The sequence below is a fragment of the Pseudomonas putida genome (assembly GCF_028682175.1).
Taxonomy (GTDB): Bacteria; Pseudomonadota; Gammaproteobacteria; order Pseudomonadales; family Pseudomonadaceae; genus Aquipseudomonas; species Aquipseudomonas putida_AD.
Genome location: NZ_JANHKS010000015.1, coordinates 102954 through 120090, shown reverse-complemented (window position 1 = coordinate 120090; position 17137 = coordinate 102954). Strand labels below are relative to the sequence as shown.

At 61.9% G+C, this 17137-nt stretch carries 17 protein-coding genes; 5 read left to right on the top strand and 12 right to left on the bottom strand.

The genetic code is table 11. From position 1 onward, the window contains the following. Positions 1–13 precede the first annotated feature (13 nt). From NPS29_RS13420 to NPS29_RS13395, 6 genes are all read right to left on the bottom strand, one after another. Complete coding sequence (locus NPS29_RS13420) at positions 14–751, bottom strand: hypothetical protein (protein WP_274133122.1); 738 nt, start codon at positions 749–751, stop codon at positions 14–16. A gap of 59 nt (positions 752–810) precedes the next feature. After that, positions 811–1191, bottom strand: a complete 381-nt coding sequence (locus NPS29_RS13415; protein WP_274133121.1) for a RidA family protein — start codon at positions 1189–1191, stop codon at positions 811–813. A 24-nt stretch (positions 1192–1215) separates the two neighbouring features. Further along, positions 1216–3324, bottom strand: coding sequence for a bifunctional GTP diphosphokinase/guanosine-3',5'-bis pyrophosphate 3'-pyrophosphohydrolase (gene spoT / locus NPS29_RS13410; RefSeq protein WP_274133120.1), 2109 nt, complete (start codon positions 3322–3324; stop codon positions 1216–1218). Positions 3325–3384: 60 nt separating this feature from the next. Further along, the gene (gene rpoZ / locus NPS29_RS13405) at positions 3385–3648 is read right to left on the bottom strand and encodes a DNA-directed RNA polymerase subunit omega (protein ID WP_274133119.1); all 264 of its coding nucleotides are present in this window, start codon (positions 3646–3648) and stop codon (positions 3385–3387) included. 267 nt (positions 3649–3915) lie between these two features. After that, a complete protein-coding gene (gmk, locus tag NPS29_RS13400) occupies positions 3916–4536 on the bottom strand; it encodes a guanylate kinase (RefSeq protein ID WP_274133133.1) in 621 nt (206 codons plus the stop codon). Between the two features lie 13 nt (positions 4537–4549). After that, positions 4550–5413 (bottom strand): YicC/YloC family endoribonuclease, encoded by an 864-nt coding sequence (locus tag NPS29_RS13395; protein WP_274133118.1) that lies wholly within the window; start codon positions 5411–5413, stop codon positions 4550–4552. A gap of 302 nt (positions 5414–5715) precedes the next feature. Between NPS29_RS13395 and rph the strand changes: the two genes are divergently transcribed. Continuing rightward, positions 5716–6438, top strand: coding sequence for a ribonuclease PH (gene rph, locus NPS29_RS13390; RefSeq protein WP_274133117.1), 723 nt, complete (start codon positions 5716–5718; stop codon positions 6436–6438). A gap of 36 nt (positions 6439–6474) precedes the next feature. Next, a complete protein-coding gene (locus tag NPS29_RS13385; RefSeq protein WP_274133116.1) occupies positions 6475–6843 on the top strand; it encodes a DUF4870 domain-containing protein in 369 nt (122 codons plus the stop codon). Positions 6844–7025: 182 nt separating this feature from the next. Here the strand turns inward: NPS29_RS13385 and NPS29_RS13380 are convergent, their stop codons facing one another. Continuing rightward, complete coding sequence (locus tag NPS29_RS13380; protein ID WP_274133115.1) at positions 7026–7805, bottom strand: exodeoxyribonuclease III; 780 nt, start codon at positions 7803–7805, stop codon at positions 7026–7028. Positions 7806–7887: 82 nt separating this feature from the next. On the opposite strand from NPS29_RS13380, the gene pyrE reads away from it, so the two are divergent. Together pyrE and NPS29_RS13370 are read left to right on the top strand one after the other, a co-directional pair. Beyond that, positions 7888–8529: an orotate phosphoribosyltransferase gene (gene pyrE, locus NPS29_RS13375; protein ID WP_274133114.1), complete on the top strand. Its 642-nt coding sequence runs from the start codon at positions 7888–7890 to the stop codon at positions 8527–8529. 23 nt (positions 8530–8552) lie between these two features. Continuing rightward, positions 8553–9164, top strand: coding sequence for a DUF4124 domain-containing protein (locus NPS29_RS13370; protein ID WP_274133113.1), 612 nt, complete (start codon positions 8553–8555; stop codon positions 9162–9164). A gap of 116 nt (positions 9165–9280) precedes the next feature. Here NPS29_RS13370 and argB read toward each other — a convergent pair whose 3' ends face one another. The 4 genes from argB to coaBC all read right to left on the bottom strand — a co-directional run bounded on the left by argB (position 9281) and on the right by coaBC (position 14582). Further along, a complete protein-coding gene (gene argB / locus NPS29_RS13365) occupies positions 9281–10186 on the bottom strand; it encodes an acetylglutamate kinase (RefSeq protein ID WP_274133112.1) in 906 nt (301 codons plus the stop codon). A 25-nt stretch (positions 10187–10211) separates the two neighbouring features. Then, positions 10212–11609, bottom strand: a complete 1398-nt coding sequence (locus NPS29_RS13360; RefSeq protein ID WP_274133132.1) for a phosphomannomutase/phosphoglucomutase — start codon at positions 11607–11609, stop codon at positions 10212–10214. A gap of 1302 nt (positions 11610–12911) precedes the next feature. After that, complete coding sequence (gene dut, locus NPS29_RS13355) at positions 12912–13367, bottom strand: dUTP diphosphatase (protein WP_274133111.1); 456 nt, start codon at positions 13365–13367, stop codon at positions 12912–12914. Between the two features lie 6 nt (positions 13368–13373). Beyond that, positions 13374–14582: a bifunctional phosphopantothenoylcysteine decarboxylase/phosphopantothenate--cysteine ligase CoaBC gene (gene coaBC / locus NPS29_RS13350; RefSeq protein WP_274133110.1), complete on the bottom strand. Its 1209-nt coding sequence runs from the start codon at positions 14580–14582 to the stop codon at positions 13374–13376. Between the two features lie 133 nt (positions 14583–14715). On the opposite strand from coaBC, the gene radC reads away from it, so the two are divergent. After that, the gene (gene radC, locus NPS29_RS13345) at positions 14716–15390 is read left to right on the top strand and encodes a RadC family protein (protein ID WP_274133109.1); all 675 of its coding nucleotides are present in this window, start codon (positions 14716–14718) and stop codon (positions 15388–15390) included. Positions 15391–15512: 122 nt separating this feature from the next. Here the strand turns inward: radC and NPS29_RS13340 are convergent, their stop codons facing one another. Beyond that, positions 15513–17102: an ABC transporter substrate-binding protein gene (locus NPS29_RS13340; RefSeq protein WP_274133107.1), complete on the bottom strand. Its 1590-nt coding sequence runs from the start codon at positions 17100–17102 to the stop codon at positions 15513–15515. Positions 17103–17137: the final 35 nt, after the last annotated feature.

Below are 17137 nucleotides of genomic sequence, written 5' to 3'. Positions count from 1 at the left end.
GTGACTGAGGGAATCAGTTTTTCTCCAGCACCCAATGCCGCTCGCCCGGACGCAGGTCGGGCATTTCGGTTGGCTGGGCGTTGTTCACCGCCTGGAAAATCTCCAGCTGCTTGCCCGTGCGCACGAACACCCACGGATTACCGCGCTCGTTCTTCTCCAGCCACATGCTGTCGTATTCGCCGCTCATGGCAGCGCAGTCGCCGGCCAGACACAGCGCGTAGCGGTCATTGCCCGGCAGGCCGCTGACGGTACCGTCCGGCTGGAATTCGACGATGCTGCCTTCACCTTCGCCATTGACGATTTTCCACTTGCCACCCAGATAGGCGGTGTAGAGCGCCCGTTCGAAGGCTGCACCCGGCTGTGCGCCGGCCTGTGCGGCTTCCTTGGGTTGGCGGAAATGCTGTTCGGGTCCTGTGTCGCTGGCGTTCTGCACCAGTTCATCGCCCTTGAGCTTCAGATCGTCAGAGGCGCTGCCATAGACATTGACCTTCCACAGACCCTCGGGGTCTTTGGCGATCTTGCCTTCGGTCAGCTCGAAACCGTTATAGGACGTAGCCTGGCCTGCCGCCGTATTGATGTTCCATTCCAGCGTCGGGCCATACGCCAGCAGCGATTGGCGCAGGTTGCCACCTTCGGCAGCGGCATCGATGGCGGCCTGGTTGATCCAGACGCCGTCGGGCGTCTTGTTGGAATGGCTGGCGCAACCGCTCAACAGCGCGGCCAGCAGCGAGAGGGCAAATGCGATACGCATATGCGGAGTCCTTTCTTTGCTCGGGGGTAGCGGAGCGTGGATGCGCTCCGCGAGGGGATTTACTCGAGGACCAGCACGGCGTCCATTTCAACCTGGGCGCCACGTGGCAGGGCAGCGACGCCGATTGCAGCGCGTGCCGGGTAAGGCTGTTCGAAGTATTTACCCATGATTTCGTTGACCTTGGCGAAGTGGCTCAGGTCGGTCAGGAAGATGTTCAGCTTGACGATGTCCTTGAACGAACCGCCAGCCGCTTCAGCCACGGCTTTCAGGTTCTCGAACACCTGGACGGTCTGGGCTTCGAAGCCTTCGACCAGTTCCATGGTCTTGGGGTCCAGAGGAATCTGGCCGGACATGTAGACAGTGTTGCCTGCCTTGATCGCCTGCGAGTAAGTGCCGATTGCGGCCGGGGCTTTGTCGCTGGAGATGACGGTCTTGCTCATGAAAAACTCCTGTTGGCGGTTTGGCTACGCGCGCATGCGGGTGATGCGTATCACGCCGGTCAGGGCGCGCAGTTTCTTGATCACGCGGGCCAGATGCACACGGTCGTGCACGCTGACCACCAGTTGAACCACGCTGATGCGGCCATCGCGCTCGTCCATGCTGATTTTTTCGATGTTGCCATCCGCTGCGTTGACGCTGCTGGCCAGCAGGGCAATGAGCCCGCGCTGGTGTTCCAGCTCGACGCGCAGCTCGACGTTGAATTCGCCGGTGACGTCCTTGGCCCAGGAAAGCTGGATGCATTTTTCCGGGTTGTGGCGGATTTCACTGATGTTGCGGCAGTTGTCCAGGTGCACGACCATGCCTTTGCCCGCCGAGAGATGGCCGACGATCGGGTCCCCCGGAATCGGTGTGCAGCACTTGGCGTAGCTGAGCACCAGGCCCTCGGTGCCGCGAATCGCCAGCGGCCCTTCGGCGCTTGGCAGCTCCTCGCCTTCGCTGGCCAGCAGGCGGCGCGCCACGACGTAGGCCATGCGGTTGCCCAGGCCGACGTCTTCGAGGAGGTCTTCGATGACCTCGACCCGGTACTCGGCCAGGATCGCTTGCAGGCGTTCGCGCGGGATCTTGTCCAGGCTGCTTTCGAAGCCGTTGAGCACCTTGTTCAGCAGGCGTTCGCCCAGGCTGATGGACTCGGAGCGGCGCTGCAGCTTGAGGGCGTGACGAATATGGGTACGCGCCTTGCCGGTGACCACGAAATTGAGCCAGGCAGGGTTGGGTCGTGCGCCCGGCGCGCTGACGATCTCAACCGTCGAGCCGCTTTGCAGCGGTTCGGACAGCGGCGCCAGGCGGCGGTTGATCCGGCAGGCGATGCAGCTGTTGCCGACGTCGGTGTGCACCGCATAGGCGAAGTCCACCGCTGTGGAGCCCTTGGGCAGCTCCATGATCCGGCCCTTGGGCGTGAACACGTAGACCTCGTCCGGGAACAGGTCGATCTTCACGCTCTCGATGAATTCCAGCGAGTTCCCGGCGCGTTGCTGCATTTCCAGCACGCCCTTGACCCACTGGCGGGCGCGAGCGTGAGTGCCCTTGGGCTGCTCGTCGCCAGAGGACTTGTACAGCCAGTGCGCGGCAATCCCGTTGTTGGCCATCTCTTCCATTTCCCGGGTGCGGATCTGGATTTCGATGGGCACGCCGTGCATGCCGAACAGTGTGGTGTGCAACGACTGGTAGCCGTTGGCCTTGGGGATCGCGATGTAATCCTTGAAGCGGCCGGGCAGGGGTTTGTACAAATTATGTACAGCGCCGAGCACGCGATAGCAGGTGTCGACCTTGTCGACGATGATCCGGAACGCATAGACGTCCATGATCTCGTTGAAGGCCCGACGCTTGCCGCGCATCTTCTTGTAGATGCCGTAGAGGTGTTTCTGCCGGCCGCTGACTTCGCCCTCGATGCCATCGACCGCCAGGCAGTGGCTCAGCGACTCTTCGATCTTGTTGACCAGTTCCTTGCGGTTGCCGCGGGCGCGCTTGACGGCCTGGCCAATGCGCGTGGAGCGCATCGGGTACATGGCCTTGAAACCCAGGTCTTCGAATTCGATACGCACGCTGTGCATGCCCAGGCGGTTGGCGATGGGCGCGTAGATTTCGAGGGTTTCCTTGGCAATGCGGCGGCGTTTCTCGCCCGACAGCACTTCCAGGGTGCGCATGTTGTGCAGGCGGTCGGCCAGCTTGACCAGGATCACGCGGATGTCGCGCGCCATGGCCATGGCCATCTTCTGGAAGTTCTCGGCCTGCGCCTCGGCCTTGGTCTCGAAGTTCATCTGGGTCAGTTTGCTGACCCCATCGACCAGTTCGGCCACGGTTTCGCCGAACTGCGCACACAGCGCTTCCTTGGCGATGCCGGTGTCTTCGATCACGTCATGCAGCATCGCGGCCATCAGGCTCTGATGGTCCATGTGCATGTCGGCAAGGATATTGGCCACCGCCAGCGGATGCGTGACGTAGGCTTCACCGCTGCGACGGCGTTGGCCGTCGTGGGCTTGTTCGGCGTAAAAGTACGCTCGGCGAACCAGGTTGACCTGGTCAGTGCCGAGGTAGGTCGAGAGGCGATCGGCGAGGGCGTCTATGCTCGGCAAGATAGGACTCCTTGCCGAGGGCTGTGACCCTGCGCCTTGCTACGTCGACCGGGCATAGGCTTAGACGGCCTCGTTGGACTCGTCCTCGAACGCTGCGAACAGTGGTTCATCTTCAACGATTTCGGCTTCTGCAATGACTGCGTAGTCCATCAGGCCTTCTGCGATTTCACGCAGGGCAACAACGGTAGGCTTGTCGTTTTCCCAGGCTACTTTAGGCTCTTTACCGCCGGTAGCCAGTTGACGCGAACGCTTGGTGGCGAGCATGACCAGCTCAAAGCGGTTATCTACATGTTCCAGGCAGTCTTCAACGGTCACGCGGGCCATGGGTATTCCTCGTAGCAAATGCGGTATGCGCGGTGCCCGGATGGGCGAGCGGACTCGGTAGTTTACAAGTGGACAGGCAAAAGCTTCAAGCGGCAAGCCACGAGCGGTCGGTTTTGACACGTTTTCAATGCTTTGCCCGGCCCCGTAGGAGCGCGCTTGCCCGCGATGGCGTCAATCAATCCAACACAATCATTGCCTGACACACCGCCATCGCGGGCAAGCGCGCTCCTACAGGTTCGTGGTGTAAGCAGAACGGCAGTAGCGTGTTTATGCCAACAATTGTGTCAGCAACTGGCTATGACGCTGCTGCTGGTGTTCCTGGCTCAGCAGGTTGGCGCGGAAAATCGCCTTGAGGTCTTCCAGCGCCGTGGCGAAATCGTCGTTGATGACGATGTAGTCGTACTCGACGTAGTGGCTCATCTCGCTCACGGCTTCGCGCATGCGGCCTTCGATGATCTCGTCGCTGTCCTGGCCACGGTTGGTCAGGCGCTGGCGCAGGGCCTGCTGGGTGGGTGGCAGGATGAAGATCGAGCGGGCGTGGGGCATCAGTTTGCGCACTTGCTCGGCGCCCTGCCAGTCGATTTCCAGAATCAGGTCGTGGCCTTCGTCCAGGGTCTGCTGCAGGCGGCTTTGCGAGGTGCCGTACAGGTTGCCGAAGACTTCGGCCTGCTCCAGGAAGTCACCGTGCTCGATCATCTGCACGAACTCGACGCGATCGACGAAGTGGTAGTTCACACCGTCCACTTCACCCGGGCGCATGGCGCGGGTGGTGTGGGAAACGGAGACGCGGATCTGCGGCTGGGCATCGATCAGGGCTTTGACCAGGCTGGTCTTGCCCGCGCCCGAAGGGGCGGAAACGATATAAAGAGTGCCGGTGCTGTGGGTCATGTCGGAGGTGGCCTTACTCAATGTTCTGCACTTGTTCGCGCATCTGCTCGATCAACACCTTGAGGTTGACCGCAGCCTGGGTGCTACGAGGATCGAAGGCTTTGGAGCCCAGTGTGTTCGCTTCGCGGTTGAGTTCCTGCATCAGGAAATCCAGCCGGCGCCCGGCCTGTCCGCCGGTCTTGAGCACTCGACGCACTTCTGTGACGTGGGTGTTCAGGCGGTCGAGTTCTTCGGCGACGTCGCTTTTCTGCGCCAGCAGTACCATTTCCTGTTCCAGGCGCTGCGGATCGAGTTCGGCCTTCATGTCGGCGAAGCGATCCAGCACCTTCTGGCGCTGGGTGGCGAGCATCTGCGGCACGAGGGTGCGCAGGGTAGCGACCTCGGTGCTGATGGACGTCAGCCGTTCGTCGAGAAGTTTGGCCAGGTCCGCACCTTCGCGGGCGCGACCGGCCTTGAGTTCGTCCAGCGCTTCGTTGAACAGCGCCAGGGCGTCATTGTTCAGCGCCTGCGGGTCACTGGCGTCGCCGACCAGAACCCCCGGCCAGGCCAGGACTTCCAGCGGGTTCAGCGCAGCGGGCTGCTTGATGAGGCTGGCAATGATCTCGGCTGCCGCCACCAACTGGCTGGCGCGTTCGCGATCCACCTGCAGCGGTTTGCCGGCACTTTCTTCGGTAAAGCGCAGGGTGCACTCGATCTTGCCCCGGGACAGGCCTTGACGCAGCGCTTCGCGAACGGCGCCTTCCAGGTCGCGGAAAGCTTCGGGCAGGCGCAGGTGCGGTTCGAGATAACGGTGGTTGACCGAGCGCAGTTCCCAGCTCAGCGTGCCTTGGGTGCCGGCTCGTTCGGCGCGGGCGAAGGCCGTCATGCTGTGCACCATGGCAAGTACCTCTATAAAGTCAGGCGTTGGCGGTAGCCTGTTCGGGGCGGTGATCTGCCCGAATGAATGTCGTGCGAAAACGACAGGCTATAAAGGCGCAAGATTGTAGCGCAGAGCAGGTCGCGCGCCCAAATGTCCAAATGCCGCAACTGCCGTGGGAATTGGCCATCGGGTGTGTGAGGCGTTCGGTTTTGTCGTTTCGCGAGCGTGCCAGCGGTCATCGACGGCTCATTAGATGCCCCAGCGTGAGCTTGCGCCTCTATAATGCACCCAAGTTTTCCGTCTCAGTACAGGTATCCCAGATGAAACGTCCAAGTGGTCGCGCTGCCGATCAGCTCCGCTCGATCCGCATCACCCGCAACTACACCAAACACGCCGAGGGGTCTGTGCTGGTCGAGTTCGGTGACACCAAGGTGATCTGCACCGTCAGCGTCGAAAACGGCGTGCCGCGTTTTCTCAAGGGGCAGGGCCAGGGCTGGTTGACTGCCGAATACGGCATGCTGCCCCGCGCAACGGGCGAGCGTAACCAGCGTGAAGCGAGCAAGGGCAAGCAGGGCGGCCGGACCCTGGAAATCCAGCGCCTGATCGGCCGTTCGCTGCGCGCAGCCCTGGACATGTCCAAGCTGGGCGACATCACGCTGTACGTTGATTGCGATGTGATCCAGGCCGACGGCGGTACTCGCACCGCTTCGATCACCGGTTCCATGGTGGCGCTGATCGATGCCCTCAAGACCATCAAGAAGCGCGGTGGCCTGAAAGCCGGCGACCCGCTCAAGCAGATGATCGCCGCCGTTTCGGTGGGCATGTATCAGGGCGAGCCGGTGCTGGACCTGGATTACCTGGAAGACTCCGCTGCCGAGACCGACCTGAACGTGGTGATGACCAGCACCGGCGGTTTCATCGAGGTGCAGGGCACCGCCGAAGGCGCGCCGTTCCAGCCGCAGGATCTCAATGCGATGCTGGCGCTGGCCCAGAAAGGCATGAACGAAATCTTCGAATTGCAGAAAGCCGCCCTGGCTGACTGATTCGGGTTTCACCACCATCTGAAAAGGGAATGTTCGATGATCGACAGTCAACCGCCGTTGCCAGTGCCGAGCAAGGAAGTGCGCCAGTGGGCCATGTTGTGCCACTTTGCGGCGTTCTTCGGCCTGATCTTTCCGTTCGGCAACCTGCTGGGGCCGTTGATTGTCTGGCAGTTGAAGAAAGAGGCTGACCCTTTCATCGACGCCCAGGGCAAGGAAGCCCTCAACTTCCAGATCACCGTGGCGATCGCAGCGATGATCTGCTTTCTGCTGATGGTGATCGTCATCGGCTTCCCGCTGCTGATGCTGGTGGGCGTCGGCGCACTGGTGCTGACGATCATCGCCGGGATCAAGGCCAATGACGGCGTTGCCTATCGCTACCCGTTCACCTGGCGGCTGATCAAGTAACCCGCTGCCCACCCACCCGTAGCAGCACGGCTTGCCGGCGGGAGCGGTGTATCAGCAAAAGATGCATCGCCTGACACGCCGCCCCCGCCGGCAAGCCGTGCTGCTACGGGGTTGAGGTGTTCTCGGGGTGCAGACAAGCAAAAGCCGACTTCACGTCGGCTTTTCTTTTGGTCAACTGAACGTCAGATGGTCAACGTCCAGTCGTAGTCCACGATCAGCGGCGCGTGTTGCGAGAAGCGCGGCTGGCGTGGCAGGCGTGCGCTGCGTACGAAACGGCGCAGGCCCGGGGTCAGCAGCTGATAATCGAAGCGCCAGCCCAGGTTGAGCATCTCGGCCTGTTCGTTATCCGGCCACCAGCTGTACTGGTCGCCTTCGCGGCTGACTTCGCGCAGGGCATCGACATAACCCATGTTGCCGACAATCTCGTCCATCCAGGCACGCTCTGGCGCCAGGAAGCCCGGGGATTGCTGGCTGTCGCGCCAGTTCTTGATGTCCAGCTTCTGCTGCGCCACATACAGCGAGCCACAATAGATGTACTCGCGACGTTTGCGCCGCTGCTTGTCCAGGTACTTGCCGAAGTCGTCCATGAGCTTGAACTTCTGGTTCAAGTCTTCATCGCCGTTCATCCCGGAAGGAAGCAGCAAAGTTGCAATACTGACTTTGTCGAAATCGGCCTGCAGGTAACGCCCGTAACGGTCGGCTGTTTCAAAGCCCAGACCGTTGATGACCGCTTTCGGCTGCAACCGCGAATAAAGTGCCACGCCACCCTGAGTGGGGACTTCGGCATCGCAGGCATAAAGGAAGTAACCGTCCAGTTGGTAGGCCGGGTCATCCAGTTCGAAGGCGGAGGCGCGGGTATCCTGAAGGCAGATGACGTCGGCATTCTGGGCTTGCAGCCAACTGAGCAAACCACGCTCGACTGCAGCCTGAATACCATTAACGTTCACACTGATGATCCGCATAAATGGCCCCAAAAATCACGTGCGTGTATGATACCCGAGCTCTACCTAATTAGCTAAATCCGTGGTATTCGGGGCTTTTTTCATGCATGCGTATCAGCGCGATTTCATTCGTTTTGCCATCGATCGTGGGGTTTTGCGCTTCGGTGAGTTCACTCTGAAGTCCGGACGGACCAGTCCTTACTTCTTCAATGCCGGTCTCTTCAACAGCGGTTCGGCACTTGCCCAACTGGGCAAGTTCTATGCGGCTGCCGTGGTTGAAAGCGGTATTTCCTTTGATGTCCTGTTCGGCCCGGCCTACAAGGGTATCCCCCTGGCGGCCACGACAGCCGTGGCTTTGGCCGACCGGCATGACATCGACACGCCCTGGTGCTTCAACCGCAAGGAAGCCAAGGACCACGGCGAAGGCGGCAGCCTGGTAGGCGCTGCGCTGGCGGGCAACGTGCTCATCATCGACGATGTGATCACCGCAGGCACCGCGATTCGCGAAGTCATGCAGATCATCAAGGCCCAGGGCGCCAATGCCGCTGGCGTGCTGATCGCGCTGAACCGTCAGGAGCGTGGCAACGGCGAGCTGTCGGCGATCCAGGAAGTCGAGCGTGACTTCGGTATTCCGGTGGTGAGCATCGTGTCGTTGAATCAGGTGCTGGAATTCCTGGCAGACGATCCGCAGCTCAAGCAGCATCTGCCAGCCGTTGAGGCGTACCGGGCTCAGTACGGAATCTGAGTCGTCAGAGGATCGGGATTTTTATGCTCAAGCCGGGCGCAGTAGGTCTTTCGTTGTTGCTGAGTGTCGGTTGCATCGCAGGCGTTCAAGCCGATGACAGCCCGGGCATCATGTTCTACCGGTACATCGACAGCCGTGGCGTGACCGTCATGGACCGTCAGGTGCCGGCGGAGTATTCCGGCAAGGGCTATGAGGTGCTCAACCAGCGCGGGCGGGTCATCCAGGTGGTGCCCCCTGCGCCGACCGCCGATGAAATGCGCGAGGCCCAGGCGGCTGCGCAGGCGGCCAAGGTCCAGGCCGATGCCGATGCGCAGTTGCTGCACTTGTACAGCAGCGTGGCGGACGTCGACCGTGCCCGCACGCGCAAGCTGGCGGAGCTCGATACGCTGATTTCCGTGGCCCAGGGCAATATCCAGAACCTGGCGACCCAGCAAGGGGTGTTGCAGGGGCAGGCGGCCGATCAGGAGCGAGCGGGGCGTCAGGTTCCGCAAAGCCTGATCGATCAGATGAGCGATGTGCGCGACCAGCAGCAGAATCTCAAAGTCGACATCCTGCGGTACCAGACCACGCGCAAGCAGGCGGATGCCGATTTCGCGCAGGACCGCGCGCGATTGCAGCAGTTGCTGACGCAGTAGGTTTTTCTGCTGCAAACATCTCCCGTAGCAGCACGGCTTGCCGGCGGGGTCGATCTCAAGGACGCCCCCGCCGGCAAGCCGTGCTGCTACGAGTGATTCACCCGTCTAGAGATCGATCAGGCGCGCTTGCGGTTGCTGATGAGGGTGCCGACGCCGGTGTCGGTGAAGATTTCCAGCAGCACGGCGTTCGGTACGCGGCCATCGACGATGTGCGAGGTGGTCACGCCGCCCTGCACGGCCTCAAGGGCGCAGCGGATCTTGGGCAGCATGCCGCCATAGATGGTGCCGTCGGCGATCAGGCCGTTGACCTGCTCGGTGGTCAGGCCGGTCAATACTTTCCCTTCCTTGTCCATCAGGCCCGCGATGTTGGTCAGCAGCATCAGCTTTTCGGCTTTCAGCGCTTCGGCCACCTTGCCCGCGACCAGGTCGGCGTTGATGTTGTAGGACTCGCCATTGGCGCCCACGCCAATCGGCGCGATTACCGGGATGAAGTCACCCTTGACCAGCATGTTCAGCAGATCGGTGTTGATGCCCACGACTTCGCCAACGTGGCCGATGTCGATGATTTCCGGCTTGGTCATGTCCGGGGTCTGGCGGGTCACGTTCATCTTCTTCGCGCGGATCAGTTGCGCGTCTTTACCGGTCAGGCCGATGGCGCTGCCACCGTGACGGTTGATGAGATTGACGATGTCCTTGTTGACCTGGCCACCCAGCACCATTTCCACCACGTCCATGGTCTGGGCATCGGTGACGCGCATGCCGTCGATGAAGTGACTCTCGATGGACAGGCGCTTGAGCAGGCCGCCGATCTGCGGGCCGCCACCGTGAACCACGACCGGGTTGATGCCCACGGCCTTCATCAGCACGATGTCGCGCGCAAAGCCGGTTTTCAGCTCCTCGCTCTCCATGGCGTTGCCGCCGTACTTGATCACCAGCGTCTTGCCGACGAAGCGTCGGATGTAAGGCAGCGCTTCGGAAAGGACCTTGGCGGCGTTGGCTGCGGCATCACGTTCGAGGGTCATTTGGGCTCCACTGAAGAAAATTTGATCAAAAAGGAAGTTCTAGGTCCGGTGCTACGTTGTTCAACTGGGTGCGGAACACGTCCTTGATCCGTTGCAGTTCGGCCTCGGTCTCGGCTTCGAAGCGTAATACCAGCACCGGGGTGGTATTGGAAGCCCGAACCAGGCCCCAGCCTTTCGGATAATCGACGCGTACGCCATCGATGCTCGTCAGGTTGGCGTTGCCCCACTGCGCATCACGCTCCAGCGCCTGGATGATGCTGAATTTGCTGGTCTCGGTAACCTTGACGTTGATCTCCGGTGTAGACAGATCGTTCGGGAAGGTCTGGAACAGCTCTTCAGCGCTGAGTTTTTCCTGGCTGAGTATCTCCAGCAGGCGCGCAGCGCTGTAGATACCGTCGTCGAAACCGAACCAGCGTTCCTTGAAGAAGATGTGGCCGCTCATCTCGCCAGCCAGCAGCGCGCCGCTTTCCTTCATCTTCTTCTTGATTAACGAATGACCGGTTTTCCACATCACCGGACGCCCGCCGTACTCCTGGATCAACGGAATCAGGCGCCGTGTGCATTTGACGTCGAAAATGACGTCGGCACCCGGATTGCGCTTGACCACATCGCGGGCGAACAGCATCAACAGGCGGTCAGGGTATACGACGCTGCCCGCGTTGGTGACGACACCTACGCGGTCGCCATCGCCGTCGAATGCCAGGCCCACGTCGGCGCCGGTTTCCTTGACCTTGGCGATCAGGTCCTGGAGGTTTTCCAGTTTGCCCGGGTCCGGGTGGTGGTTGGGGAAGCTGCCGTCGACCTCGCAGAACAGCGGGATGACTTCGCAATTGAGGGCTTCGAGCAGTTGGGGCGCGATGACCCCGGCTGCGCCATTGCCGCAATCCACCACCACTTTCATGCGCCGCGCCAGCACCACATCGTTGATGATCTGGCCTTTGTACAGGTCAAGAATATCGACCTTGCTGACGCTGCCCTTGGCCGGCGGCAGGTTGTTGCGCTTGATGCGGTCGTGCAGCGCCTGGATCTGCTCGTTGGCCAGAGTGTCGCCCGCGATCACGATCTTGAAGCCGTTGTAGTCCTTGGGGTTGTGACTGCCGGTGAGCATCACGCCGGTGCGGCCGGCCAGCACGTTGGCGGCGTAGTACAGCGCGGGCGTTGGCACCAGGCCGATATCGCTGACGTGGCAGCCGCTGTCGTACAGGCCTTTGATCAGTTGGGCCACCAGCTCCGGGCCGGAAAGACGACCGTCGCGGCCGACGCTGACGTTGGGTTCGCCCTGTGCCTGGGTCTGGGCACCGATGGCGCGGCCGATCCAGTAGGCGGTTTCGCCGCTGAGGGTTTCGCCGACGATGCCGCGAATGTCATAGGCGCGGAAGATGGTGTCCGGAAATGCAGGTGCGATGGAAACGGTGCTGCTCATTGCGTGGGATTGCTCCGACTCCAGAAACTGCGACTCGTCGATGACATCGAGGTCGAGAATGTCTGTGTCCTGAAACAGTGGATCGGTCAGCTCGCTGTCATCGGCATCCTGCGACGTAAAGACAGCCTTGCTGCCTGGCGAGATGGACGGGGCCGCGGCAGAACCGTTGCTGGCGACGACCGGGGTCGGCGGGGTGCGCAACGAGATCCGCGCCATGCTCTGCGCCAGGCTGTTCAGGGCCGGCAGGCTGAGGCTGAAGGCTTTGACGGCTTTGCCGCCCGAGAGTTCTTCGAGCAGTTGTTCCAGCTGCCGGGCGTCGGCCTTGACCCGGCGCTTGAGCGCGCTTTCGTTCAGGTACAGACCCAACAGCACGCTGCCAATGGCCACCAGCGCCGCCAGGAGCAACATCAGCGAGGGCGGTGAAGACACCAGGGCGGGGCCGGGGGCGAACGTCAGCTTCCAGTTGGGGAAGCCGGTGGCGAATTCGATCGGGCGGCCGCCATCGGTTTGCCCGCGGGTCAGGAAGCTCTGGGCGGCTGCATCGCCAAACTGCTGGCTCAGCACGATCTGGCCGACGTCGGCGGGTGCCTCTGGCAGGGCGTTGGTCAGCCGTTGCAGTTTGAAACCCAGCAGCAGGGTGCCGGTGACGGGCGCATCGGCGGAAGTGCGCACCGGTGCGACGCTGTAGACCACCCAGTTGTCGCCCACCTTGCGGGCTTCGGGGGTGGGCGTCTCGCCTTTGGCGGCCTTGGCGAGCATGTCCAGGGTCGCGAAGCTGATCGGCAGGGCGCCCTGATTGTCGACGGTGTTGAAGCCGATGGGGTTCACGCGCGCGCCGATGACGCTGTCACGGTGGGCAAGTTGACTCTGGACGGCTTCGATCCGCGCCGGGTCGTTGCTTTGCAGGGCTTCACCCAATGCAGGGTCCTGCGCGGCAGCCTGGGTGCCGGCGTTGATCTGGCGCAGGGCCTTGCCGATGGCGCCGGCTTGAGCGGTGCCCCAGGCCTGGGCCAACTGGTCCTGTTGCTGGGGCTGGCTCATCAGGCCGAGCCAGACCAGGACCCCGGCGGCCACTATGCCGATGAGCGAAGGGAGAAGGCCCGGGCTTGCCAGGCTCAGGTTGGCGTCCTTGACCGTTGCATCAGTCGTTTCCTGGCCTGCGGCCGCTTTGGCTGTGCGTTTGATGCCTTTCAAACTCGACTCTCCCTGCTCGGTCTTACGGGTGCGGATGAGGTGTTCTGCATCCTGCCAGGCCCGCTCAGGGCTTCATCGGCAGGCCTGCCAGTGAATTGTGCCGCACGATCAATGGCTGCCGGAATGTCCGAAACCGCCTGCGCCACGCTGGCTTTCGTCGAATTCCTGAACCACTTCGAAGTGCGCCTGAACCACGGGCACCAGTACCAGCTGTGCGATGCGCTCGCCGATGGAGATCTTGAACGCGGTCTGGCCACGGTTCCAGCAGGAGACCATCAACTCGCCCTGGTAATCGGAGTCGATCAGGCCGACGAGGTTGCCCAGCACGATGCCGTGCTTATGGCCCAGGCCCGAACGCGGCAGGATCAGCGCGGCCAGGCTCGGGTCTGCGATGTAGATTGACAGGCCGGTCGGGATCAGCAGGGTCTGGCCGGGCTCAAGCACCGTGTCCTCTTTGAGCATGGCGCGCAGGTCCAGGCCGGCCGAGCCTGTGGTGGCGTAGGCCGGAAGCGGGAATTCGCCGCCAATGCGTGGGTCGAGGATCTTGGCTTGTAGAGCGTGCATACGTGATTAAACCTGTTTCATACGGTCAGCGATAAAAGTCACCAGCTGGCGGGCAATCTTGCCCTTGCTGGTCTGTGCGAAAAGCGTTTCGTGCAATGCCCGGTCGATCACGCTGCAGGCGTTCTCTTCGCTGTTGAAGCCAATGCTTGGGTTGGCGACGTCATTGGCGATGATCAGATCAAGGTTCTTGTCCTTGAGCTTGCGCGCGGCGTAGTCGAGCAGGTTCTCGGTTTCGGCGGCGAAACCGACACTGAAGGGGCGGTCCTCACGCTGGGCGATGGTCGCCAGAATGTCCGGGTTGCGGACCATCTGCAGCAGCAGGCCATCTCCCTTTGTAGGGTCTTTCTTCAATTTTTGTGGGGCGACGACTTCCGGGCGGTAGTCAGCGACTGCGGCAGACGCAATGAACAGATCGCAGGGCATGGCGGCTTCGCAGGCGGCGAGCATGTCGCGGGCACTGACCACATCGATGCGCGTCACCCGGTCCGGGGTCTGCAGATTCACGGGGCCGGTGATGAGCGTAACCCGGGCACCGGCTTCCACGGCAGCTTCGGCCAGGGCGAAGCCCATTTTCCCGGAGCTGTGGTTGGTGATGTAGCGCACCGGGTCGATGTTTTCCTGGGTCGGGCCCGCGGTGATCAGCACGTGCTTGCCGGTCAGCGTCAGGCGCTCGAAGCAATCGGCGGCCAGTTGCGCAAGGTCGTTGGGTTCGAGCATGCGGCCGTAACCCACGTCGCCACAGGCCTGGCTGCCACTGGCAGGGCCGAAGATGCGGAAGTTGCGGGATTCCAGGGTCGCAAGGTTGGCCTGCACGGACGGGTCGCGCCACATGGCCTGGTTCATGGCCGGAGCGACTGCAACGATAGCGTCGGTGGCCAACACCACGGTGGTCAGCAGGTCGTTGGCGATGCCCTGGGCCAGGCGCGCCATCAGGTCGGCAGTGCCCGGTGCGATAAGCACGATGTCAGCCCACTTGGCCAGTTCGATGTGGCCCATCGCGGCTTCTGCCGCCGGGTCCAGCAGATCGAGGTGAACCGGGTGGCCGGACAGCGCCTGCATGGTCAGCGGGGTGATGAACTCGGCGCCGCCACGGGTCATGACCACGCGTACTTCGGCGCCGTGGTCGCGCAATCGACGCACCAGCTCTGCACTTTTATAAGCCGCGATGCCACCGCCGACGCCAAGAACGATTCGTTTGCGATACAGCCGCTGCATAGGCCTGCCTTTTGGTCGAGTTTACACGCGGCAAACAAGTCGCCTCCCAAGGCCCGGCTGCCGCGTAAAAAAGATGGCTAAGATAGCACAGCGACCGCACGGGAACAGCGGCGCCCACAGTCAGGGAGGTGCTATGAGTATTCGCGATTGGCCAGCCGCCGAAAGGCCCCGGGAGAAGTTGCTCGAACGAGGGGCTGCGAGCCTTTCCGATGCCGAGCTGTTGGCTATCTTCCTGCGCACGGGTGTGTCGGGGAAGAGCGCCGTGGACCTGGCCCGGCATCTTCTGAGCCGGTTCGGCAGCCTGCGGGCGCTGCTCGATGCCAATCTGGCCGCGTTCAGCAGCGAAATGGGCCTGGGCCCGGCCAAGTTTGCGCAATTGCAGGCCGTCATGGAAATCGCCCGGCGCAATATGGGCGAGGACCTCAGGCGCGGCTCGGTGATGGGTAGCCCGACACAGGTACGCAGCTACCTGAAGGCCTTGCTGCGGCACGAGCCTCACGAGGTGTTCGGGTGTCTGTTCCTGGACAGCAAGAACCGCGTGCAGGCGTTCGAAGCGCTGTTTCAGGGCTCGATCAACATGGCCCATGTGCATGCCCGGCAGGTGGTCAAGCGGGCGCTGGCGCACAACTGCGCGGCGGTAATCCTCTGCCACAACCATCCGTCCGGCGTGTGCGAGGCCAGCCAGGCGGATATCGACCTGACGCAAAGCCTGAAGAAAGCGTTGGCGATGGTGGATGTCGTGGTGATCGACCATGTGATCATCGGCGACGGTGATCCGTTGTCGATGGTGGAGCATGGGTTGATGTAACAGTCTGAAGCACAAGATGACCTGTAGGAGTGAGCTTGCTCGCGATAGCGGTGTGTCAGGCGGTGCATCATTCGCAGACATTGCGCCATCGCGAGCAAGCTCACTCCTACAGGGCTGTGGTTTTACTTCACCATCACCTTGGAGAAATCCTGCCGTCCGAACGGGCTGACGTCATAACCCAGCACATTCTTGCGGGTCAGCGCGAAGGCGGTCGGGTGTGCCAGCGGCAGCCACAGGGCCTGTTTCTGGATCTGCTCCTGGGCCTGGTGATACAGCTTGCTGCGCTTGTCCTGGTCCGGCACGGCCTTGCCTTCGCTGATCAGCTTGTCCAGGCCTTCATCGCAGTAACGCGCGAAGTTGGTGCCGGACTTCACCGCCGCGCATGAGAACTGCGGCGTCAGGAAGTTATCCGGGTCGCCGTTGTCGCCCGCCCAGCCCATGAACAGCAGGTCATGCTCGCCGGTCTTGGCGCGACGAATCAGCTCGCCCCACTCGATGACCTTGATTTCCGCCTTGATGCCCACCGCCGCGAGGTCATTCTGCAGCAGTTGCGCGCCCGCATTGGGGTTGGGATTCAGCAGGCTGCCGGAAGGGCGGGTCCAGATCGTGGTCTTGAAACCGTCCTTCAACCCGGCCTTGGCCAAGAGGTCCTTGGCTTTCGCCACGTCATGCTTGTAGCCGGGCAGGTCGCTGGCGTAACCCCAGGTGTTCGGCGGGTACGGGCCATTGGCGGCACGGGCCGAGCCTTCGAACACCGCCTTGAGGTAAGTGTCCTTGTCGAACGCCAGGTTGATGGCCTGGCGCACCTCGGGCTTGTCCAGCGGCGGATGCTGGCTGTTGATCGCGATGAAAGCGGTCATGAATGCGTCAGTCTTTTCGACTTTCAGGTTCGGATCCTTGCCTGCTTCACTGACGTCCAGCGGCTTGGGCGAGAGGGCGATCTGGCATTCGTTCTGGCGGATGCGTTGCAGCCTGACGTTGGCATCGGGGGTGATCGCGTAGATCAGCGCATCGACCGCCGGTTTGCCGGCGAAGTAATCCGGGTTGGCTTCATAGCGCACCACCGAATCCTTCTGGAAACGCTTGAAGATGAACGGCCCGGTGCCGATTGGCTGGCTGTTGAGCTTCTCCGGCGTGCCGGCTTTCATCAGTTGCGCGGTGTATTCGGCCGAATAGACAGAGGCGAAGCCCATGCTCAGGGTGGCGAGGAAGGTCGCGTCCGGGTGGTCCAGGGTGATGCGCACGGTATTGGCATCCGGCGCCTCGACCTTCTTGATCAGCGATGGCCACTGCATGGACTGGGCGTGCGGGAAGCCCTGCACCGCGACCTTGTTCCACGGGTTGGCAGGGTCAAGCATGCGCTGGAAGCTGAACACCACGTCATCGGCGTTGAAGTCGCGGGTTGGGGTGAAATAGTCGGTGTGATGGAATTTCACCCCGGAGCGCAATTTGAAGTCGTAGGTCAGCCCGTCGGGCCAGACGCTCCAGCTTTCCGCGAGGCTGGGCACCAGCTTGCCGGTCTGGGCGTCGTAGTCGACCAGGCGGTTCATCAGCACGTCGGCCGAGGCGTTGGTGGTGGTCAGCGAGTTGTATTGCACAACATCGAAGCCTTCGGGGCTGGCTTCGGTGCAAACGCTCAGGCTGGTCGCGGCCTGCGCCATCAGGGGGGCGGACAGGGACGCAAGCAACAGGGGTAAAACAGCTAGGCGCATGGCGAGTTTCCTTTCTGAAATGGCCCATCTGCCGG